The sequence below is a fragment of the Pluralibacter sp. genome, assembly GCF_019237635.1.
Lineage (GTDB): Bacteria > Pseudomonadota > Gammaproteobacteria > Enterobacterales > Enterobacteriaceae > Enterobacter_B.
Genome location: NZ_JAFAGS010000002.1, coordinates 1 through 21,886, shown reverse-complemented (window position 1 = coordinate 21,886; position 21,886 = coordinate 1). Strand labels below are relative to the sequence as shown.

Below are 21,886 nucleotides of genomic sequence, written 5' to 3'. Positions count from 1 at the left end.
CCCCGAAGGGAGCTTTTGCTTTTTTAAGACCTTAGTCGTCCAGGAAGCTACGCAGCACTTCAGAGCGGCTCGGGTGGCGCAGTTTACGCAGCGCCTTCGCTTCGATCTGACGGATACGCTCGCGGGTAACGTCAAACTGTTTACCCACTTCTTCCAGCGTGTGATCGGTGTTCATATCGATACCGAAACGCATACGCAGGACTTTCGCTTCACGGGCAGTGAGACCCGCCAGCACATCGTGCGTCGCCGCACGCAGGCTTTCGGTGGTCGCAGAATCCAGCGGCAGCTCGAGGGTGGTATCCTCGATGAAGTCTCCCAGATGCGAATCTTCATCGTCGCCGATCGGCGTTTCCATGGAGATAGGCTCTTTGGCGATTTTCAGCACTTTACGGATCTTGTCTTCCGGCATCAGCATGCGCTCGGCCAGCTCTTCCGGCGTCGGCTCGCGGCCCATTTCCTGCAGCATCTGGCGGGAGATACGGTTGAGCTTGTTGATGGTCTCAATCATATGCACCGGAATACGGATGGTGCGCGCCTGGTCTGCGATAGAACGGGTAATCGCCTGGCGGATCCACCAGGTTGCGTAGGTGGAGAACTTATAGCCGCGACGGTATTCGAACTTATCAACCGCTTTCATCAGGCCGATGTTGCCTTCCTGAATCAGGTCGAGGAATTGCAGACCGCGGTTGGTGTATTTCTTGGCGATAGAAATAACCAGACGCAGGTTCGCTTCCACCATCTCTTTCTTCGCACGGCGGGCTTTCGCTTCGCCGATGGACATACGACGGTTGATGTCTTTAACCTGCTCAATGGTCAGGCCGGTCTCTTCTTCAATCTGCTGCAGTTTTTGCAGACCGCGCTGAACGTCTTCTTTCACGTCGTTCAGTTTTTCAGACCACGGCTTGTTCATCGCCACGGCCGCGTTGAACCAGGTTTCGCTGGTCTCGTTACCGGTGAACAGGGTGATGAAGTTTTTCTTCGGCATTTTGCACTGCTCAACGCACAACTTCATGATGATACGTTCCTGAATACGAACGCGCTCCATCATGGTACGCATGCTGTTGACCAGATAATCGAACTGTTTCGGCACCAGACGGAACTGCTTGAACACCTCGGAAAGCTTCAGGATCTCTTCCTGAGCAACAGCGTGGCTGCGGCCTTTGGCTTTGATGGTGTCTCGCGTCACTTCATACTGGGTGCGCAGCTCGGCGAATTTCTCGCGGGCCAGTTCCGGATCGATGCTGTTGTCGTCGTCGCTGGAATCGCTGTCGCCGTCTTCGTCTTCATCTTCTTCATCGTCGTCATCCATCTCTTCCTGAGACAGTTCGGAGCCGACGTGCGTGGCGGTAGGCGCCATGTCTTCTTCGGCGTTCGGATCGACAAAACCGGTGATCAGGTCGGAAAGACGAGCTTCAGCCGCTTCAACGCGGTCATACTGCTCAAGCAGGTAGGTGATCGCTTCCGGGTATTCGGCAACGGAGCACTGTACCTGGTTGATGCCATCTTCAATACGTTTGGCGATATCGATTTCGCCTTCGCGGGTCAGCAGTTCAACGGTGCCCATTTCACGCATATACATGCGTACCGGGTCGGTGGTGCGCCCGATTTCAGATTCAACGCTGGAAAGCACCTGTGCGGCAGCTTCTTCCGCATCTTCGTCCGTGTTGTTTGATGTTTCAGCGAGCAGCAGGTCATCGGCATCCGGTGCTTCTTCCATCACCTGAATGCCCATGTCGTTGATCATTTGGATGATGTCTTCGATCTGATCGGAGTCGACGATATCTTCCGGCAGATGGTCATTGACCTCGGCATAGGTCAGATAGCCTTGCTCCTTACCACGGGTGACAAGAAGCTTAAGCTGTGACTGCGGGTTTTGCTCCATAAGACGGTATCCACACTTAATTCGTTTGATTGGTGTCGGTCGGCGAAACGAACCGCCAACTTTTAAAACGAGGGCTAATTTATATTTATGCCGCTGCGCCTCATGCGGCTGTCGGGGGCTTCCCGATCGATATTCGGCACTTAAGCCGTTAAATTCACTTTTTGGCCAGTTCCTGGCTAATGGTCCAGAGTTCCCGGCGTTCTTCGTTGCTCAAACCATGTGTGCGATCGCGGGCGATGAGCTCTTCCTGTCGCAGTTCAAGCATCGAATCAAACATATGATTGAGCGAGTCGGTGAACGTTTTCTCAGCAATCTCTTTATCTGCTATATCGTCCCACATCGACAATTTTTCAAGGGTCGCGGCCGCTTTTGTACCGCGGTACTGCTCCAGCAACTGCCCGGTTGTCAGGCCCGGCTGCGCTAAGCAGGAATTCACCAGCTCGCTAAACAGGGTCAGGCCCGCCATTTTTTCCGGGTCAAGACCGGTCAGCGGAGGTACCAGAGCGGCCAGCTCCGGGTTTTGCACCAGTAACCCTATCAGTATACGCATGGTTGTGCGTTTTAGCTGTGGAACGGGGCGGGGCGTGCTGTTTTCCGCCAGCTTTGGCATTAAACGTTCAAGCTGCGCGTCGTCGAGAATGCCCAGTTTGTTCCCCAGCTCCTGGCGCAAATAAATGCGCAACGTTTCACCCGGCACCTGGCCGATAAGCGGCAGCGCCAGCGTACTCAACTGCGCGCGCCCGTCCGGGGTACTCAAATCAACCTGCGGCATCAGGCTGTTAAACAAAAACGTGGAGAGCGGCTGAGCCTGCTCCATCCGCGCTTCGAACGCCGCCTTGCCCTCTTTACGCACCAGCGTATCCGGGTCTTCGCCGTCAGGCAGAAACATAAAGCGTAGCTGGCGCCCGTCCGTCATGTACGGTAATGCGGTTTCCAGCGCTCGCCAGGCGGCTTCTCGTCCGGCGCGGTCGCCGTCATAGCAGCAGATGACGTTATTGGTCACCCTGAACAACAGCTGGATGTGGTCAGCGGTCGTAGAGGTCCCCAGCGATGCGACGGCATAGTTAATGTCGTACTGCGCCAGCGCCACCACATCCATATAGCCTTCGACCACCAACAGCCGCTGCGGTTCTGCTATCGCCTGCTGCGCTTCATAAAGGCCATACAACTGGCGGCCCTTATGGAAAATGTCCGTTTCCGGAGAGTTGAGGTATTTCGGCAGGGCATCGCCCAGCACGCGACCGCCAAACCCAATCACCCGGCCACGTTTATCGCGAATGGGGAACATCACCCGCTCGCGGAAACGGTCGTAACTGCGTCCCTGATCGTTGGTCACCAACATGCCCGCATCAATCAATGACTGGCGGTTTTCGGGGTTGGCGCCAAAACGCTTTAATACGTTATCCCAGCCGGGCGGGGCATAGCCGATCGCGAATCGGGATATGACCTCGCTGCTTAAACCGCGCTTTGTCAGGTACTGACGCGCCGGTTCGGCGGCAGGGTGATTCAGGGATTGTTGGTAAAACGCATTCAGACCATCCATCAGTTGATAGAGATTTTGCCGCTGATGGCGCTCTATCTGGCTGGGTCCGCTACCTGCTTCAAACGGCACGTCGAGGTTGTGCATGGCCGCCAGCTCTTCGACAGTTTCGACGAACTCGAGCTTGTCGTAGTTCATCAGAAAGTCGATGGCGTTGCCGTGCGCACCGCAGCCGAAGCAGTGGTAAAACTGTTTTTCACCGTTGACGGTGAACGAGGGAGTTTTTTCGTTATGGAAGGGACAACACGCGTGCCAGTTTTTGCCCTGTTTTTTTAGCTTCACCCGCGCGTCGATCAGATCGACGATATCGGTTCTCGCCAGCAGGTCATTGATAAAAACACGTGGAATACGTCCGGCCATAAGCCCCTGTTTTTTGATGACTCGTAAACGAAAATAAGCCGCGCATTCCTTCCGGAAGCACGGCCTTTACAGCTAGAACTCAGTCTGAATTGAGGACTGATGCCCTCAACAGATTAGTACAGACGAGTGCGGCGTGCGTTTTCGCGAGCCAGTTTCTTCGCGTGACGTTTCACAGCAGAAGCTTTAGCGCGCTTACGTTCGGTAGTCGGTTTTTCATAGAACTCACGACGACGAACTTCAGCCAGAACACCTGCTTTCTCGCAGGAACGCTTGAAGCGACGCAGTGCTACGTCGAACGGCTCGTTTTCACGTACTTTAATTACCGGCATGTAACTCTCACCTTTATAAATTCGGTTTGCCGCTGGCATCAACGCCAGCTTATTTCAAAATGGTGCGGAATTTTACTGCAACTACTGTTGCTTTGTAAAGCACCAATGCCGTCTTTGAACGGGACTTTTGTAAGGGAGCAGAGTATACATGAAGTCGGGTCCCAGGGTATACATCCATCCGCATTCGCCCTACACTGCGCGGTATTGAAACGAGGTAAAACGAACCATGCGTGTACTGGGAATCGAAACATCCTGCGATGAAACCGGCATTGCGATTTACGACGATGCACAAGGGCTTTTAGCCAACCAACTGTATAGTCAGGTGAAATTACATGCTGACTACGGCGGCGTGGTGCCGGAGCTGGCCTCCCGCGACCATGTTCGCAAGACCGTCCCGCTGATTCAGGCGGCGTTAAAAGAAGCGGGGCTGAGCGCCAAAGATATCGATGCCGTGGCGTATACCGCAGGCCCGGGTCTGGTTGGCGCGCTGTTGGTCGGCGCGACCGTCGGACGCTCGCTGGCGTTCGCCTGGAACGTCCCGGCGATTCCGGTTCACCATATGGAAGGCCACCTGCTGGCGCCGATGCTGGAAGATAATCCGCCGGAATACCCGTTTGTGGCGCTGCTGGTGTCCGGCGGTCATACCCAACTGATTAGCGTCACCGGGATTGGCGAGTACGAACTGCTGGGTGAATCGATTGACGATGCGGCCGGTGAAGCCTTCGATAAAACGGCGAAGCTACTGGGTCTTGATTACCCCGGCGGCCCGATGCTTTCTAAGCTTGCCTCGCAGGGCACGGCGGGACGCTTCGTGTTCCCCCGCCCGATGACTGACCGTCCGGGGCTGGATTTCAGCTTCTCTGGGCTGAAAACCTTTGCGGCGAATACCATTCGCGACAACGGCACCGACGAGCAAACCCGCGCCGACATCGCCCGCGCGTTTGAAGATGCGGTAGTGGATACGCTGATGATCAAATGTCGCCGCGCGCTGGATCAAACCGGTTTTAAACGCCTGGTGATGGCGGGGGGCGTTAGCGCCAACCGTACGCTGCGCGCCAGGCTGGCGGAGATGATGCAAAAACGCCACGGCGAGGTGTTCTACGCCCGTCCTGAGTTTTGCACCGATAATGGCGCGATGATCGCCTATGCCGGGATGGTGCGCCTGAAAGCGGGCGCCCGCGCTGATCTTGGCGTGACCGTACGTCCGCGCTGGCCGCTGGCGGAGCTGCCTGCGGCTTAATTCAGTCTTTGGGAGGGCTGGACGTCGGCTTCGGCTTGCGTTTCAGCTTCGACCAGATCTTCGTCTCCTGGCGACGCCATAAGCGCTGAATATTGTCATGATGGCGCAGCAGGATAAGGCAGGAGAGCATCGACACCGGAAAGGTGTACTGCGGCTTGAACCACCAGACGTAAAACGGCGCCACCAGGGCGCTGACGATAGCGCCGAGCGACGAATAGCCGCTCAGCAGAATGGTCAGCAGCCAGGTACCGGCCATGACGCCAGTGAGATCCCAGCCGATGGGCGCAATGGCGCCGAAAGCGGTAGCGACCCCTTTACCGCCGCGAAAGCCGAAGAACACCGGCCAGATGTGGCCCAGGCAGGCGGCAATGGCGACCATGCCCAACCAAAAGGGCGTCAGCCCGAGGGCATAGGCGCCCCAGGTCGGCAACATTCCCTTCAGAATGTCGAATATCAGTACCGCTACGGCTGCTCCTTTGCCGCCAATTCGTAAAACGTTGGTCGCCCCGGGGTTGCCGGAACCGCTATCGCGTGGGTCAGGCAGACCGGCGATGCGGCAGACCAGAATGGCGCTGGATATTGAGCCGCAAAGGTAGGCGAGGAGAACCATTCCAGGCGCGATTGCACTCATAACGCTGTTCCGTTTTGAAAATGAATCTGTATTCTCTGCATTTGTGGATAATACGCATATTTTGCCGGAAGTGGTATCCGGCCAGGGCAAAAAGCAGGCAGGTCGTGATGGATATTGTATTTATAGAGCAACTTTCGGTCATCACCACGATTGGTGTTTACGACTGGGAACAGACCATCGAGCAGAAGCTGGTGTTCGATATCGAAATGGCGTGGGACAACCGCAAAGCCGCCGGTAGCGATGATGTCGCCGACTGTCTGAGCTATGCGGATATCAGCGAGGCGGTCGTCAGTCATGTCGAAGGCGCGCGTTTCGCGCTGGTGGAACGTGTGGCGGAAGAGGTCGCGGCGCTGCTGCTGGCGCGCTTCTCATCACCGTGGGTGCGCATTAAGGTCAGCAAACCGGGCGCCGTGGCGCGCGCGGCAAACGTCGGGGTGATCATCGAGCGTGGCCAAAATCTGAAAGAAAACCAATAACGTCATCATTGTTAAACCAACATCGTGTAAACCGGTCTTATCTCCGGACTCATTCATGTGGTTTTTTTATCTTTCTTAGGGGTTTATTTGATGGGTGATATGCATTCGCTGCTGGTGGCGGCAATACTGGGTGTTGTCGAAGGGCTGACGGAGTTTTTACCGGTGTCCAGTACCGGGCACATGATCATCGTAGGCCATTTGCTGGGGTTTGAAGGCGAAACGGCCAAGACGTTTGAAGTGGTTATCCAGCTCGGGTCGATTCTGGCCGTGGTGGTGATGTTCTGGCGTCGCCTGTTTGGGCTTATCGGCATTCATTTTGGCCGCCCGCCGGTGCATGAGGGCGAAGGCAAGGGGCGTCTGTCACTCATTCATGTGCTGCTGGCGATGTTTCCAGCGGTGGTGCTGGGGCTGGTGCTCCATGATGCGATAAAAGCGCTGTTTAACCCGGTTAATGTGATGTATGCCCTGGTGGTGGGCGGCGTGCTGCTGATTGTGGCGGAAGTGCTGAAACCGAAAGTGCCGCGGGCGAAAGGACTGGACGACATGACCTGGGGCCAGGCGTTTCTTATTGGTTGCTTTCAGTGTCTGGCGCTGTGGCCGGGGTTTTCCCGCTCAGGGGCGACCATTGCGGGCGGGATGCTTCTCGGCGTCAGCCGCTATGCGGCGGCGGAGTTCTCGTTCCTGCTGGCGGTACCGATGATGATGGGCGCCACGGCGCTGGATCTCTACAAGAGTATAGGGTTCCTGACCACCGCCGATATCCCGATGTTTGCCGTCGGCTTTATCACCGCGTTTATCGTGGCGCTGTTTGCGATTAAAACGTTCCTGCACATCATCAAACGCATCACCTTTATCCCCTTCGCCATTTATCGCTTCATCGTGGCGGCGGCGGTGTACGCGGTCTTTATGTAACCGGCGGACAACGCTGGTCTTTCCATTGCGCGACGGCCTGAATGCGCCGTCGCGTTAACTCCTCCCGGACCTCCGCGCCTTTAAACCCGGCGTCGATCACCGCTTTGGTCGGTACCGCTTTCGCCATTTCCCAGGCTTCGCGCAGTAAACGTCCCTGCGGGTAATCGCAGGCTTCAAAACCGGTGCGCCCGCGCACGTCGGCTTCGCTGGTCAGCGCGATTTGCTCCACGCGCTGCGGCTTGCGCCAGGCGTCGATGGAATCAAACAGCTTCACGATAGTGGCTGGCTTGAGGATCGGAAAGGTGTGGATCAGATCGTGAAATTCGGCGACAAGCTTTGCCAGGTCGCGAATCTCATTGGGCACCCGCAGTCGTGCGCAAAGCTGTTCAACCAGCTTAACGCCCGCCGGGCCGTGGCCGTGGTGGCGCGGCCAGAACGCTTTTGGCGTCAGCCCCTTGCCGAGGTCGTGGCACAGCGTGGCGAACCGGACGTCGACGGCCGGTGACAGCATCGCGGCCTGGGTGAGCGTCATTAGCGTATGCACACCGGTGTCGATTTCCGGGTGCCATTTCGCTGGCGCGGGGACGCCATACAACGCATCCACTTCCGGGAACAACACTTTCAGCGCGCCGCAGTCGCGAAGCGTCTGAAAATAGACCTGCGGGTTGCGGGTGGTGAGCGCGCTTTCAGTCTCTTTCCACACGCGCTCCGGCGTCAGGTGCGCCAGCTCTCCGGCGGCGGTCATGTCGCGCATTAGCGTCATTGTTTCGTCGGCAATGCGAAAGCTCAGATGGGCATAACGTGCGGCGAAGCGCGCCACGCGCAGCACGCGCAGCGGGTCTTCGCTGAATGCCGGGGAGACGTGACGCAGCAGGCGGTTTTGCAGGTCCTGTTGGCCGCCATAGGGGTCGATGACCGTGCCGTCGTCGTCCTGAGCCAGGGCGTTGACAGTCAGGTCGCGGCGCAGTAAGTCCTGCTCCAGCGTGACGTCGGGGGCGGCATAACAGGTAAAGCCGGTATAGCCCGACCCGGATTTCCGTTCGGTTCGGGCAAGCGCGTACTCTTCGCGGCTAACCGGATGCAGAAAAACAGGAAAATCGCGGCCTACCTGCTGGTAGCCCGCGTCGAGCATTTGCTGCGGCGTGGCGCCGACGACGACCCAATCTCTGTCTTTGACCGGCAGGCCTAACAACGCATCACGAACCGCACCACCGACCAAAAAACGCTTCACGCTGCACACCCTCTCATTCTGATAATCCGCACAACGGGATGATACGAAAGTATAGAGGAGAAGGCGACGCGAAATTAGCTCATCCAGCGGTCTTTGCGCTTACGGCTCGGCACCAGATGCGGCAGCACCAGGCCCAGAATCAGGCCGACGCCGAGCACGCCGCCGCCGTAGATAAACCACTGCATGATGATGGTGCGCTGTTTGTCGTCAAGCTGCAGGTTGGCGGCGTTGACCTTTTTCTGGGCAACGATCAGCTCGTTTTTCAGCTTCTGGTTTTCATCCTTCAGGCCATTAATCACGCCGTCGCTCTGCGCGACTTTTTTCTGCATATCCGCTGTGCGCTGGTTCCAGGTGGTGTCGATATTGTTCAGCTTATCGGTCAGGGTTTTGACCTGGTTTTCCAGATCCGGCACGCGGGTTTTCAGGCTTGGTGTGGTGCTCAGCTCTTTCAGCGGGATCCACGAGGTGCGGCCGCTGCTGTCGCGTACCTGACCATACTGGGTGCTGTCGTTAGTTTGCAGCAGGCTGACTTCTTCACCCGCGTTGACCGTGCCGACAAGGCGATAGTTATCACCTGGACCGCTGCGTACCCAGGTGTTCAGTTCGTCTGAAACGTAACGTTTCTCTTCGGCATGAGCCAGTCCGGAAACGCTAAGCGCAAGTAAAGTTAATCCAATCAGTCGTAATTTAGGCATCAGGTCATCGTTTTTGTCATAAAAGTGGAACGATAGTAGTGGCATCAGTCTGACGAAGCCAGACATTCTACGGCAATCGGAATCTTCCAGGAGGTGATTGCATGGTCTTTTGCCGCGAAATACACTCTACTGACAAAAAAGATGCGCGTAAGTTCGCGACAACCCGCAATCCCGCCAACGCAACCATAAGAAATCAGTGATGGATCAGGAAATCGAATTAAAGTTTATTGTGCGACACGACGGCGTTGAGACGCTACGCCAGCATCTCAACACGCTGTGCGCTGAACATATTCCTCCTGCGCAGCTACTCAATATTTATTATGAAACGGCCGACAGCTGGCTGCGCCGCCATGACATGGGGCTGCGCATCCGCGGCCACAACGGTCAGTATGAAATGACGATGAAAATCGCCGGCCGGGTGGTGGGCGGGCTGCATCAGCGTCCGGAATACAATATCGCGCTGGACAAGCCTGAGCTGGCGCTGGAGAAGCTGCCTGTCGAGGTGTGGCCCGACGGCGTGCTGCCTGCCGGGCTCAGCGAACAGGTCAACCCGCTGTTTAGCACCGATTTCCACCGTGAAAAATGGCTGGTGCAGCAGGGGGAGAGCCGTATCGAAATCGCGCTGGATCTCGGCGAGGTCAACGCGGGCGCGCATCACGAACCCATCTGCGAGCTGGAGCTTGAGCTACTGAGCGGGCACGTTGACGACGTGCTGGCGCTGTCGGCGCAACTGCTCAGCCTCGGCGTGCTGCGTCAGGGAAGCCTGAGCAAAGCGGCGCGGGGCTACCATCTGGCGCAGGGCAATGCGGCGCGTCAGGTTAAACCGGCGGTCCTCAGCGGCGACGATAACGCGGCGCTTGAAGCGGCGCTGGCGCACTGGCAGTACCATGAAGAGCTATGGCTGCGCGGCAACGCGGCGGCAAAAGCGCAGGTATTGCTGGCCATCCAGGCCATTCAGGCCATTGTCGCCCGGCGCGATGCGCAGGCAGGCGAGCGTTTTGCGCTGGTGGCGACGCAGGCCACGGCGGCGGATGACGCTGCTGCGGTCGCCTATAATCCGCAGGTCGCTCAGGCGAAGCTGCAGCTCACGACCTGGTTGGTATCAGGACACTAACGCATACGAGGCTTCCCCATGACGCCGCTTTCTTCGCAGTTACAGCAGCACTGGCAGACGGTTGTTGAGCGCCTGCCCGACGATGTTACGCCGCACACGCTGAGCGCCGACGCACAGGCGGTGCTGGCGTTTAGCGAGTTTGTACAGCACAGCCTCACGGCCCATCCTGACTGGCTGGAGGCGCTGGAGAAGGTGCCGCCGCAGGCCGACGAATGGCAGCATTACGCCGCATGGCTGCAGGCGAAGCTTGCCGACGTCAGCGATGAAACCAGCCTGATGCGCGAGCTGCGCCTGTTCCGCCGCCATATGATGGTGCGTATCGCCTGGGCGCAGACGCTGGCGCTGCACCCGACCGAAAGCAGCCTTCAGCAGCTCAGCGAACTGGCGCAGACCCTGATTGTCGCCGCGCGAGACTGGCTGTATGACGCCTGCTGCCGGGAGTGGGGGACGCCCTGCAACGCCCGCGGCGAAGCGCAGCCGCTGCTGATCCTCGGGATGGGCAAGCTCGGCGGCGGCGAGCTTAACTTTTCCTCCGATATCGACCTGATTTTCGCCTGGCCCGAGCATGGCTCAACCCAGGGCGGGCGTCGTGAGTTGGATAACGCGCAGTTCTTTACCCGTATGGGGCAGCGGCTGATCAAAGTGCTCGATCAGCCCACCATGGATGGTTTTGTCTATCGCGTGGATATGCGTTTACGTCCCTTTGGCGACAGCGGTCCGCTGGTGCTGAGCTTTGCGGCGCTGGAGGATTATTACCAGGAGCAGGGGCGCGACTGGGAGCGCTACGCGATGGTAAAAGCCAGAATCATGGGCGACAACGACGGCGCTTATGCGGACGAGCTGCGGGCGATGCTGCGGCCGTTCGTGTTCCGTCGCTATATCGACTTCAGCGTGATCCAGTCGCTGCGCAGCATGAAGGGGATGATCTCCCGTGAAGTGCGCCGTCGCGGCCTGAAGGACAATATCAAACTGGGCGCGGGCGGGATCCGCGAAATTGAATTTATCGTGCAGGTCTTCCAGTTGATCCGCGGCGGGCGCGAGCCGACGTTGCAGGGACGTTCGCTGCTGCCGACGCTGGAAGCCATCAACGCGCTGCACCTGCTGCCGGAGGGCGACGCCGGGCACCTGCGCGAGGCGTACCTGTTCCTGCGCCGCCTGGAAAACCTGCTGCAAAGCATCAACGACGAGCAGACGCAGACCCTGCCGGAAGACGCGCTGAACCGCGCGCGCCTGGCGTGGGGCATGGGCTTTGCCGACTGGGCGGGCATGTATGAGCATCTCACCGCGCAGATGGCGCAGGTGCGGCGGATTTTCGACGAGCTTATCGGCGATGACGACGACGCCTCGCAGGATGAGCAGCTTTCCGAACACTGGCGCGAGCTGTGGCAGGACGCGTTGCAGGAAGACGATACTACGCCGGTACTGGCGCATCTGACCGACGATGCGCGCCGCCAGGTGCTCTCTCTGGTGGCCGAATTCCGTAAAGAGCTGGATAAACGCACCATCGGGCCGCGTGGTCGCCAGGTGCTGGACTCCCTGATGCCGCACCTGCTGAGCGAAGTGTGCAGCCGCGACGATGCGCCAGTGCCGCTGGCGCGCATCATGCCGCTGCTGACCGGCATCATCACCCGCACCACCTACCTTGAACTGCTGAGCGAATTTCCGGGGGCGTTAAAGCACCTGATTCGCCTGTGCGCCGCGTCGCCGATGGTGGCAAGCCAGCTTGCGCGCTACCCGCTGCTGCTCGATGAACTGCTCGACCCGAACACGCTTTATCAACCGACGGCGATGGACGCCTATCGGGACGAGCTGCGCCAGTACCTGCTGCGCGTGCCGGAAGAAGATGAAGAGCAACAGCTGGAAGCGCTGCGCCAGTTTAAGCAGGCGCAATTGCTGCGCGTGGCGGCGGCGGATATCGCCGGAACGCTGCCGGTGATGAAAGTGAGCGATCACTTAACCTGGCTTGCGGAGGCGATCATCGACGCGGTGGTACAGCTGGCGTGGACGCAGATGGTAGCCCGCTACGGGCAGCCTCGCCATCTGGGCGAACGTCAGGGCCGTGGGTTCGCCGTCGTCGGTTACGGCAAACTCGGCGGCTGGGAACTGGGCTACAGCTCGGATCTGGATCTGGTGTTTTTGCACGACTGCCCGGCGGACGTGATGACCGACGGCGAGCGGGAAATCGACGGCCGTCAGTTCTACTTACGTCTGGCGCAACGCATCATTCACCTGTTCAGCACCCGCACTTCCTCGGGCATTCTGTACGAAGTAGACGCTCGCTTACGTCCCTCCGGCGCGGCCGGTATGCTGGTGACAACTGCCGACGCATTTGCCGATTATCAGCAGCACGAAGCATGGACCTGGGAGCATCAGGCGCTGGTGCGCGCCCGCGTCGTGTACGGCGACCCGCAGTTGCAAACCCAGTTCGACGCCATACGTCGCACCATCATGACCGTGGCGCGCGACGGCGGCAAATTGCAGACCGACGTCCGGGAGATGCGCGAGAAAATGCGCGCGCACCTCGGCAATAAACACCGGGACCGTTTCGACATTAAGGCCGATGAAGGCGGGATCACCGATATTGAGTTCATTACCCAGTATCTGGTGCTGCGCTATGCGCACGATAAGCCGAAGCTGACCCGCTGGTCGGATAATGTGCGCATTCTTGAGCTGCTGGCGCAAAACGACATTATGGACGAGCAGGAGTCCCTGATGCTGACCCGCGCCTACACCACGCTTCGCGACGCGCTGCACCATCTGGCGTTGCAGGAAGAGGCGGGACACGTGTCGCCTGACGCCTTCAGCGCGGAACGCCAGCACGTGACGGCGAGCTGGCAGAAGTGGCTGGTTACGCCCTGAAATGTGCTATTATCGCGCGCAATTGATGAATCTTTCTGGAGTCAGGAATGAAAGTTACGCTGCCAGCGTTTGAACGTGCAGGTGTTATGGTGGTCGGTGATGTGATGCTGGATCGCTACTGGTACGGTCCGACAAGCCGCATTTCGCCGGAAGCGCCCGTCCCGGTCGTCAAAGTGGATACCATTGAAGAACGCCCTGGCGGCGCGGCTAACGTGGCGATGAACATCGCCTCGCTTGGCGCTCACTCTCGTCTGGTCGGTCTGACCGGTATTGACGACGCCGCGCGCGCGCTCAGCAAAGCGCTGGCGGACGTCAACGTGAAGTGTGACTTTGTCTCTGTGCCGACGCACCCGACCATCACCAAGCTGCGCGTGCTGTCGCGTAACCAGCAGTTGATTCGTCTGGATTTCGAAGAAGGCTTTGCGGGCGTTGACCCGCAGCCGATGCATGAGCGTATTCAGCAGGCGCTGGGCCACATTGGCGCGCTGGTGCTGTCGGACTACGCCAAGGGCGCGCTGACCAGCGTACAGACCATGATCCAGCTGGCGCGCAACGCGGGCGTCCCGGTGCTGATCGACCCGAAAGGCACTGATTTTGAACGTTATCGCGGTGCGACGCTGCTGACCCCGAACTTGTCTGAATTCGAAGCGGTCGCCGGTAAGTGCAAAGACGAAGCGGAAATCGTCGAACGCGGCATGAAGGTGATTGCGGATTACGAACTCTCCGCGCTACTGGTCACCCGCTCAGAGCAGGGGATGACGCTGCTGCAGCCGGGGAAAGCGGCGCTGCATATGCCGACTCAGGCGCAGGAAGTGTATGACGTCACCGGCGCTGGCGATACAGTGATCGGCGTGCTGGCCGCGACCCTGGCGGCGGGAAACAGCCTGGAAGAAGCCTGCTATTTCGCCAATGCGGCGGCGGGCGTGGTCGTCGGGAAACTGGGGACATCCACCGTTTCGCCTGTTGAGCTGGAAAACGCGGTGCGCGGTCGTGCCGATACCGGTTTTGGCGTGATGAGCGAAGAGGAGCTCAAGCAGGCGGTGCTGGCGGCGCGCAAGCGCGGTGAGAAGGTGGTGATGACCAACGGCGTATTCGATATTCTGCACGCCGGGCACGTCTCCTATCTTGCCAATGCGCGCAGGCTGGGCGATCGGCTGATCGTGGCGGTCAACAGCGATGCCTCCACCAAACGCCTCAAAGGCGAAACCCGCCCGGTTAACCCGCTCGACCAGCGCATGATCGTGCTCGGGGCGCTGGAATCCGTCGACTGGGTGGTCTCTTTTGAAGAGGATACCCCGCAGCGTCTGATCGCCGGGATCCTGCCGGACCTGCTGGTAAAAGGCGGCGACTATAAGCCGGATGAGATCGCGGGCAGCAAAGAGGTGTGGGCCAACGGCGGCGAGGTGATGGTGCTGAACTTTGAAGATGGTTGTTCAACCACCAACATCATTAAGCGTATTCAGAAGGATAGCGGCAAGTAATTTGCCTTTTATGCCCGGTAAGCGCAACGCCGCCGGGCACTATGGATTCAGGTTATTCCTTCTCCCCGGAGGTTGAACTCCGGCTTTCCAGTTCGCTCAGACGCTGTTCGAGCAGCGCCAGCTTTTCACGGGTGCGCAGCAGCACCTGCGTCTGCACGTCGAACTCTTCACGACTCACCAGGTCAAGGCGGGTCAGTTGAGATTGCAGCACCTGGCGGATTTTCTTTTCGACATCGTCGCCGAGGTCGCGAAGGCCTTTCGGCATCGACTCGTGGACCTGGCGTGCAATCTGCTCAATTTTCTTCGGGTCAATCATTATCGTTTCTCTGATCTGCTCGTTTTACCGATTATTGTAGTGCCTTATGTACAGGCTATAAACCAGAAATGTTTGAAGTTCGTACCATTACGGCCATTGCCGGAGATAGTCATTAGCGTTATAGTTATCTCGCTTATTCTCAGGGCGGGGCGAAATTCCCCACCGGCGGTAAATCAGTGAACGCTGAAAGCCCGCGAGCGCTTTGGGTTTCGACTCAAAGGTCAGCAGATCCGGTGAAATTCCGGGGCCGACGGTTAAAGTCCGGATGGGAGAGAGTAACGATTCAGTCGGGCAACGGCCCGCTCGCGTTATTTTTTTAGCCGCTTAACGGCGCTCCTAAGACTGCCCTGATTCTGGTAACCATAATGTTAATGAGGTTTTTTTACCATGAATCAGACGCTACTTTCCTCTTTTGGCACTGCTTTTGAACGTGTAGAACACGCATTAGACGCACTTCGCGAAGGTCGCGGCGTGATGGTGCTTGACGATGAAAACCGTGAAAATGAAGGCGATATGATTTTCGCCGCTGAAAACATGACCGTTGAGCAGATGGCGCTGACTATCCGTCACGGTAGCGGTATCGTGTGCCTGTGTATCACCGAAGACCGTCGCAAGCAGCTTGAGCTGCCGATGATGGTGGAAAACAACACCAGTGCGTTCGGTACGGGGTTCACCGTCACGATTGAAGCCGCCCACGGCGTGACGACCGGCGTTTCCGCCGCTGACCGTATCACGACGGTACGCGCCGCCATTGCCGATGGCGCGAAGCCGTCAGACCTGCACCGTCCTGGCCACGTTTTCCCGTTGCGTGCGCAGGCGGGCGGCGTATTGACCCGCGGCGGCCACACCGAAGCGACTATCGACCTGGTGACGCTTGCCGGTTTCAAACCTGCGGGTGTGCTGTGTGAGCTGACCAACGACGACGGCACCATGGCGCGCGCGCCGCAGTGCATCGCGTTTGCCCGTCAGCACAATATGCCGGTGGTGACGATTGAAGACCTGGTGACTTACCGCCAAAAGCATGAACGTAAGGCCAGCTAAGCGGCGTTATAATCGCACGCGCTATAAAGAAAGCCGGGACATTCCCGGCTTTTTGCGTCTAGTGATAGTTTATTTTGACGATCACGTCTTTGCTAAATGGCCCCATGGTCAGCGTGCTGCCGGGTTTTCTCGTTAACTCTGCGATGTAATCGTGAGTGACGGTCGCTGCCGCCTGGCCGGGGATGTAGGTGGCGAACGTCTGGTACTGGTTATAGTCAATATCGCCGCCCGTGGTTTTATCGGTGATGCGCATCAGCAACCCGTTGTTCATATCCAGATGCTTACTGTCATAGAGCGTATCATCGGTATAGAAACTGGTGGAAACGTCGAACTGCTCCGTACAACCTGCGCTGGCGTCCCGGATGGTGGAGACGCTAAACGGCGCCTGGCTGGGGCGGGTGGGAATCGAGTTTTCGAACACCTGGCCGAAATCGACAATCTGGTTTTCCGGGTAAATACGGATGTCGACAGAGCAGTCGAGAAAATCGATGTGATCCAGACCGTCAATGTAGTAGCGCAGGTTTTTGGCGTTGCTTAACAGGTTAGCGCCGCCCTCACCGTCAAACTGCAGCACGTTTACTTTGCCCAAATCCCAGGTGATGTCGGTCGTCGGCATTGCTTTCAGTTTGACGTACAGGCGAAAGCGCGCATTGAACGTGATGTCTTTTTGCAGTGTGCTGCCGTTACAGACAGGGTCGTGCCAGATTCCGGCGTAATAGGGCTCATATTTATCCAGACAAGCTCGGGTATCAATGCCTTCGCCATTGATTTCATGGTCGACGCCGTTATAGGTTACGCCAAAGGTCAGATATGGGTTATTAAGTACATCATCACTGTTGAAGGCAGCGAGTTTTATCCAGGCAAAGATATCTTCCGTCTGGTTGTTTTGAGACCATCCGGAAGCGTTGTCGCAATAGACCGTCACGTTGATATCCGGGCTTTCCCACACTTTTTGTCCTGGAGGAGTATTGGCCGGTATCGTAAAGGTAGGGAGTGTTGCCGTCATGGCGGTTGCTCCACCTTTCGCGTTTTGATAGCAATCCACCGCAAAAGCAGAAAAGTGACAAAAGAACGCCAGCGCCGCCAGCAGGCGAATCATCTTCAGCATGGTTTACCCCTTCTTTGCCGGTGTGCTCTGACAGACCGCCTGCACCGAGTTACAGCTCACCTTGAACATATCAAGCCCGCCGTAATCGCCGACATAGCCAATCTGGAACTGCGCAGGCAGGTTTTTCAGGTTTTCGCTTGCCTGAGCAAATGGCGCCACCATGATGCTTTCCGCACCAGGCATCAGCGTTTTGCCGTTGGTGCCGAGGTAGCCGACCGTGATGTGGTAAGGCGTCGGGTTGTTGAGCGAAATCCCGCTGGCGGTACGCGAGACAGTGACTTTTTCCAGCGGAATAAACTGTCCTTCTTTGAGCCCGATCGCTTTCGGGCGGAAAAACAGCTTCAGACGGCTTTGCATCGCAATTTGCATAATGTTTTTCCCTTCAGCTCTGGGCGGAATTTCGCGCATGTTGTAGTAGAACAGCGTTTCCCGATCCTGTGGCAGTTGGGCGAGCGTGGCCTGGCTCATCAGGCGAACCTGTACCTGTTCGTCCGGTTCAATGCGTACCATCGGGGGGAGGGGGGAAATATAATCACGCGTTTTTTTGCCGTTGACGTCTTCAATCCACGACTGCGCCAGATAAGGTTCCGTTTTGCTCTGGTTGGTTAAGCGCACGGAAACGCTTTTATCGGACGCGTTGAACACGATGCGCGTTTTGTCGGGAGAAACGGTGGCGTGGGCGATGCCGCACACCCCGAGCAGGCATAAAAGTCCTTTTGTGATTACTGCGTGTTTCATAGTGTTCATCCTGAATTAATGTACTGTTTTGCATGGCAAAATAATGGCTTTATCGCCAATGTTGCTTTGGTTGGGCGGGGTGACCTCACACACCGTGTTCGCCCAGCTCAACTGCAGCGTGCTGTTTTCCTGAACGCCGCTGAGGTAGACAAAGCCCTCTTCTGCGACCAACCCGACCTCTTTGCCCGATGTCTTATCGATGACACTCACCCCAAGCGGTGGGAAGTGACCGTCCTGCATGCGGACCACACCGACAATCTGATAGCCGGTGGTGGCATTCAGTTTGGCGTAGCCAATCGCGCCCTGGGTCAGGGTGGTGCGAATCACGGAATTATCGATATCCACGCCATCAGGGAGTTTGTTGGCGTTCACACGCAGGGTGGTGGTGGTGTAATTCGATAGCGAGGGAACGACGGTGACCCCCATCGCGTTAGTGACGGCGCGGTTAGAGTTCACTTCGACGCCGGAGACGCCGTTAGCATCAATCATCATGCGCGCGTTATCGCCAGGGCTGTAGTCGTGGAAGGCCATACCGTGGCGGGTGGCGGTAAAGGAGCCGTTCCAGCCTGCGGTGATGGAGCGATACTGATTGGGTTGCATACTGCCATTGAGATTCAGACGGCCATACGGCGAGTAGTGCTGATAGCTGCCGCGCAGCGACGGTTCACCGTCACGGATATCGTCTTGTGTTGCCGAGGCCGAAAGGTTCCAGGTGTTGTTGCGATCCGACGAGTCGTAGTAAGAGACCATCTGCGAGGTGTCGCCACCGCCGGTCTTCTGCATGCTGTAGGTGAGATTTCGGCTCTGCTGCAACGGAAGCGATAAGGAGAAATAATACTGATTCTCTTCATCGTTATCCCAGTTAACACGGCTTATCGCCAGCGATGCGGAGATGCCTTTGAAATCGCCGAGATCAAAGTTTCGACTGAGCGACAGCGAGTAGTTGGTGTTGCTGCTGCTATCCCAATAGGTATTGCGGGTGATATTAAGATAAGCGTTCAGCGCCAGCGCATCGAAATACTGGTTTAAGGAGATGACATAACTCTCTTTTTCGTTGTCCGTGCTGTCATCGCCATTGCGTGAGGAGAGGTACTCACTCATAGAGACGTATTCTTTATCCGAGAAGCGGTAACCGGCGAAGGTGACCTGGCTGCCGGTGGATTCGAAGCGTTTAGCGTAGTTCGCGCGATAGCTGTAGCCGCGCTGGGTGTCGTGATTATCCTGACGCAGGTTGGCCTGCGCGCTGGTGACATCGAAAGAGAGCGAACCGTATTCATTGAGGTTGAAGCCGACGCCCGCCGTGGCGGCCTGGTAATCATCGGCGGTAAACATGCCGCCGCCGTACAGGGAGACGTCGTTCAGCCAGCCCCACGACGCTTCGCCGGTCCAGAACAACGGGTTATTAATGTCGTTATGCCCTACCGAGGTCGGTTTGCCCATGGAGGTTTTATAGCGAAGCTGCCCTTTGCGAGTCAGGAATGGAATTGAGGCGGAACCCACCTGAAAGGTGCTCTTACGGCCATCCTCTTCTTCCACGGTGACATCGAGCTGTCCCTGGAATGTCTGGCCTAAATCCGAAATCGTGAACGGGCCTGGCGCGACCGTCGTCTGGTACAGCGTACGGCCGCTTTGGGATACGGTGACTTTGGCGTTGGTCTGCGCGATACCGGTGATTTGCGGCGCATAGCCCTGCAAATCCGGTGGTAGCATGCTGTCATCACTCTCCAGCGACGCGCCGGTAAAGTGGAAGGTATCGTATAAATCGGAACTCAGGTCATACTGCCCCATCGTGAATTTTGACGACAGGGAGGGAATCGGTCGGTACAGATAGGTACGCGCCAGATTGCTGTCACGGCTGGTGGAATGCCCGTTGGTAAAGTACTCGTTGTACTGGTAATCCGTACGCAAACGCCACGCCCCCAGGTTAAAACCCAGCGTACCGTAGGCGCTCAGGTTCTGCGTACTTTCACCGCTATCCGGATTATATTGGTTGGCGTAAAGGTTGTAGTCCAGAATCAGCCCGGCGATGCCGTTGTCCCAATATTCCGGCGGCGTCCAGTTTTTGGCCTGGTATTTCATCCATGCCTGTGGAACCGCGAGCGTCAGCACCATCGTGGATTTGTTCAGATTGATGGCAAGTTCAGGATAATGGCTGAGATCGACACACGCGGCCTCCCCTGAGGTCGACAGTTTTTCAATAAAGCCCGGGTTGAGGCCAAACTCAGTGAGATGTTGTTTTGTCAGGCACAGCTGTGAACCGCTCTCATTGTCGGCTTTGAGCCATTCCAGCGTCCATGTATGCGGCAACGTATTTTTATTCACGGTAACTCGAACCAGATATTTCCCGGGCGGAATATACCCCTTTTTCTCGAACTGGGAGATGTCGATATTTGAACGATCTTCTACGTCGATCATATCCGTATTAAATTCAACGGCAAATGCGGGTGACGTGAAGACCGCAATATAGCATGCGGAACGAAGGGCGTTTTTTATTAAAAGGGACAGTTGATTAGGTTGGCGGTTTTTTCTTTTGCACATAAAAATCCGTTTCTTTTAATAAATAAGGCCCAGTAAGCCGATGAATCCTTCACCGGCTTTGGATTATTTACGGAGGAATCGACGAATCGCGGATTATTTATAATCCAGCACGTAGTTCGCCTGAGCATTCACATTACCCGGGGTCGCATCTTTCGCCAGAGATTCCATGCGTGCCTGGAAGTCCAGTTCCTGATAGGCGTTGGTGGTGTTGAACGCGACAGTAACCGGGGTACCCAGAACCACTTTATTGCTGCCGGAATCTAACAGGCGCACGCCAACGCCAGTTGCGCCGCCGACGTTACCTTCGTAGTTGTTTTTCATCAGACTGGTATCGGTAGAGTCAACGCCAGTAGAGGTGAAGGTGATTTTCACTTTATCGATAGTGGTAGTCGTACCTGAGACAGTGGTGCTCAGAATACAATCTTGCAGGTGGATGGTAACGGGCACAGGCAGGGAGTTTTGTCCACTGTTCAGCACGCTATCGGCAACTTCACCGAGGTTGATAGTCTGGTCTTCATCGCCTGGCGCAATAGAGCACGGCGCGCTAATCACTTCGCCGGTGAAGGTGATTTTGCCTGAACCCTGGTTTGCTGTGTCATCAGCAGAGGCGTTAAATGAAGCGCCAGCCATCAGCGCTGCTGTAGCAACAGCCAGCAATGTCTTATTGAACATGTATATAATCCTTTATAACTTTAAAATTAAGTTGTCACGTAAAGAGCTACCATTCCATGCCGGAATGGCAGTTCTTGTCATATTTATTGCAGGGTGGAATATATCACCCGAATTTCTGATTAATTTGTTAGATTTTTTTACTTCATATTTAAGTTTTTCTTCATATATTTTTATGGTGGATGATATGATCAAAAAACAAAACGTTATGCGTGACGGCAAAAATGGGTGTAACAATAAGCCGGGAGGGCGCTATGCGGGGATTGCGGCGCGAAATTGAGTTCACAGTTTTTTACTTTAAATATTTAATTAATATTTATTTAGTGATGGCTGTGTTGCAAAAATTTCCGTTTTATTAAATTCATGAATGAAATCTATGGGTCGGGCCAGTGATTTTTTTCGCTTGTGGCGCATGGCGTCACAACCATTGTTCGAAAAATAATCTAATATTCAAATTTACTGATGATCTCCATCACGGTTATCCGAGTTTCTCTGCACTGGAAAGGGCGTAATCTGGTGCCAAGAATCTGATACCTCTTGTAAGGAAATCCTTATGTCTGCTCCTCGTATGCCCGCACTGTTTGTCGGCCACGGTAGCCCGATGAACGTACTGGAAGATAACGTTTATACCCGCGCCTGGCGTCATCTCGGCGATACATTGCCGCGTCCGAAAGCGATTGTGGCCGTTTCTGCGCACTGGTTTACGCACGGCACCGGGGTGACGGC

Annotated in this window: 18 protein-coding genes, 2 pseudogenes and 1 riboswitch; of the genes and pseudogenes, 9 read left to right on the top strand and 11 right to left on the bottom strand. The window is 56.5% G+C overall.

The window, feature by feature from the left end; translation table 11 throughout:
* Positions 1-31: 31 nt before the first annotated feature.
* The 3 genes from rpoD to rpsU form a co-directional block, all read right to left on the bottom strand.
* The gene (gene rpoD / locus JO226_RS00305) at positions 32-1,882 is read right to left on the bottom strand and encodes an RNA polymerase sigma factor RpoD (RefSeq protein ID WP_293471644.1); all 1,851 of its coding nucleotides are present in this window, start codon (positions 1,880-1,882) and stop codon (positions 32-34) included.
* A gap of 154 nt (positions 1,883-2,036) precedes the next feature.
* The gene (gene dnaG, locus JO226_RS00300) at positions 2,037-3,782 is read right to left on the bottom strand and encodes a DNA primase (RefSeq protein WP_293471642.1); all 1,746 of its coding nucleotides are present in this window, start codon (positions 3,780-3,782) and stop codon (positions 2,037-2,039) included.
* Positions 3,783-3,895: 113 nt separating this feature from the next.
* Entirely contained in the window at positions 3,896-4,111 is a 216-nt protein-coding gene (gene rpsU / locus JO226_RS00295; protein ID WP_001144069.1) for a 30S ribosomal protein S21, read from the bottom strand.
* Between the two features lie 226 nt (positions 4,112-4,337).
* On the opposite strand from rpsU, the gene tsaD reads away from it, so the two are divergent.
* Positions 4,338-5,351, top strand: coding sequence for a tRNA (adenosine(37)-N6)-threonylcarbamoyltransferase complex transferase subunit TsaD (tsaD, locus tag JO226_RS00290; protein ID WP_293471631.1), 1,014 nt, complete (start codon positions 4,338-4,340; stop codon positions 5,349-5,351).
* Position 5,352: 1 nt separating this feature from the next.
* Here the strand turns inward: tsaD and plsY are convergent, their stop codons facing one another.
* Positions 5,353-5,982: a glycerol-3-phosphate 1-O-acyltransferase PlsY gene (gene plsY / locus JO226_RS00285; RefSeq protein ID WP_293471629.1), complete on the bottom strand. Its 630-nt coding sequence runs from the start codon at positions 5,980-5,982 to the stop codon at positions 5,353-5,355.
* A 107-nt stretch (positions 5,983-6,089) separates the two neighbouring features.
* On the opposite strand from plsY, the gene folB reads away from it, so the two are divergent.
* Positions 6,090-6,458, top strand: coding sequence for a bifunctional dihydroneopterin aldolase/7,8-dihydroneopterin epimerase (gene folB, locus JO226_RS00280; protein ID WP_293471627.1), 369 nt, complete (start codon positions 6,090-6,092; stop codon positions 6,456-6,458).
* Positions 6,459-6,548: 90 nt separating this feature from the next.
* Positions 6,549-7,370 (top strand): undecaprenyl-diphosphate phosphatase, encoded by an 822-nt coding sequence (gene bacA / locus JO226_RS00275; protein WP_293471625.1) that lies wholly within the window; start codon positions 6,549-6,551, stop codon positions 7,368-7,370.
* Here the strand turns inward: bacA and JO226_RS00270 are convergent.
* Complete coding sequence (locus tag JO226_RS00270; protein ID WP_293471624.1) at positions 7,363-8,601, bottom strand: multifunctional CCA addition/repair protein; 1,239 nt, start codon at positions 8,599-8,601, stop codon at positions 7,363-7,365. The genes bacA and JO226_RS00270 overlap by 8 nt on opposite strands.
* Positions 8,602-8,675: 74 nt before the next feature.
* Positions 8,676-9,296: a TIGR04211 family SH3 domain-containing protein gene (locus JO226_RS00265; protein WP_293471623.1), complete on the bottom strand. Its 621-nt coding sequence runs from the start codon at positions 9,294-9,296 to the stop codon at positions 8,676-8,678.
* Between the two features lie 199 nt (positions 9,297-9,495).
* On the opposite strand from JO226_RS00265, the pseudogene JO226_RS00260 reads away from it, so the two are divergent.
* The 3 genes and pseudogenes from JO226_RS00260 to hldE all read left to right on the top strand — a co-directional run.
* Positions 9,496-10,401: pseudogene (locus tag JO226_RS00260) on the top strand (inorganic triphosphatase); the annotation flags it as partial.
* Between the two features lie 27 nt (positions 10,402-10,428).
* Positions 10,429-13,269, top strand: coding sequence for a bifunctional [glutamate--ammonia ligase]-adenylyl-L-tyrosine phosphorylase/[glutamate--ammonia-ligase] adenylyltransferase (glnE, locus tag JO226_RS00255; protein ID WP_293471621.1), 2,841 nt, complete (start codon positions 10,429-10,431; stop codon positions 13,267-13,269).
* Positions 13,270-13,316: 47 nt separating this feature from the next.
* Positions 13,317-14,750: a bifunctional D-glycero-beta-D-manno-heptose-7-phosphate kinase/D-glycero-beta-D-manno-heptose 1-phosphate adenylyltransferase HldE gene (gene hldE, locus JO226_RS00250; RefSeq protein ID WP_293471619.1), complete on the top strand. Its 1,434-nt coding sequence runs from the start codon at positions 13,317-13,319 to the stop codon at positions 14,748-14,750.
* Positions 14,751-14,802: 52 nt separating this feature from the next.
* Here hldE and JO226_RS00245 read toward each other — a convergent pair whose 3' ends face one another.
* Positions 14,803-15,066 (bottom strand): accessory factor UbiK family protein, encoded by a 264-nt coding sequence (locus JO226_RS00245; protein ID WP_293471617.1) that lies wholly within the window; start codon positions 15,064-15,066, stop codon positions 14,803-14,805.
* Between the two features lie 131 nt (positions 15,067-15,197).
* A riboswitch (FMN riboswitch) is annotated at positions 15,198-15,347 on the top strand.
* A 106-nt stretch (positions 15,348-15,453) separates the two neighbouring features.
* Between JO226_RS00245 and ribB the strand changes: the two genes are divergently transcribed.
* Positions 15,454-16,107: a 3,4-dihydroxy-2-butanone-4-phosphate synthase gene (ribB, locus tag JO226_RS00240; protein ID WP_293471615.1), complete on the top strand. Its 654-nt coding sequence runs from the start codon at positions 15,454-15,456 to the stop codon at positions 16,105-16,107.
* Positions 16,108-16,165: 58 nt separating this feature from the next.
* Here ribB and JO226_RS00235 read toward each other — a convergent pair whose 3' ends face one another.
* From JO226_RS00235 to JO226_RS00220, 4 genes are all read right to left on the bottom strand, one after another.
* Complete coding sequence (locus JO226_RS00235) at positions 16,166-17,215, bottom strand: pilus assembly protein (RefSeq protein ID WP_293471613.1); 1,050 nt, start codon at positions 17,213-17,215, stop codon at positions 16,166-16,168.
* A 3-nt stretch (positions 17,216-17,218) separates the two neighbouring features.
* Positions 17,219-17,953 carry a molecular chaperone gene (locus JO226_RS00230; protein WP_293471611.1) on the bottom strand — a complete coding sequence of 245 codons (735 nt, stop codon included), beginning with the start codon at positions 17,951-17,953 and terminating at the stop codon, positions 17,219-17,221.
* A gap of 15 nt (positions 17,954-17,968) precedes the next feature.
* Entirely contained in the window at positions 17,969-20,491 is a 2,523-nt protein-coding gene (locus tag JO226_RS00225) for a fimbria/pilus outer membrane usher protein (protein WP_293471609.1), read from the bottom strand.
* 93 nt (positions 20,492-20,584) lie between these two features.
* Complete coding sequence (locus JO226_RS00220) at positions 20,585-21,163, bottom strand: fimbrial-like protein (protein WP_293471607.1); 579 nt, start codon at positions 21,161-21,163, stop codon at positions 20,585-20,587.
* On the opposite strand from JO226_RS00220, the gene JO226_RS00215 reads away from it, so the two are divergent.
* Complete coding sequence (locus JO226_RS00215) at positions 21,162-21,440, top strand: hypothetical protein (protein WP_293471605.1); 279 nt, start codon at positions 21,162-21,164, stop codon at positions 21,438-21,440. The genes JO226_RS00220 and JO226_RS00215 overlap by 2 nt on opposite strands.
* A 273-nt stretch (positions 21,441-21,713) precedes the next feature.
* Positions 21,714-21,886 (top strand): annotated as a pseudogene (locus tag JO226_RS00210) (4,5-DOPA dioxygenase extradiol); the annotation flags it as partial.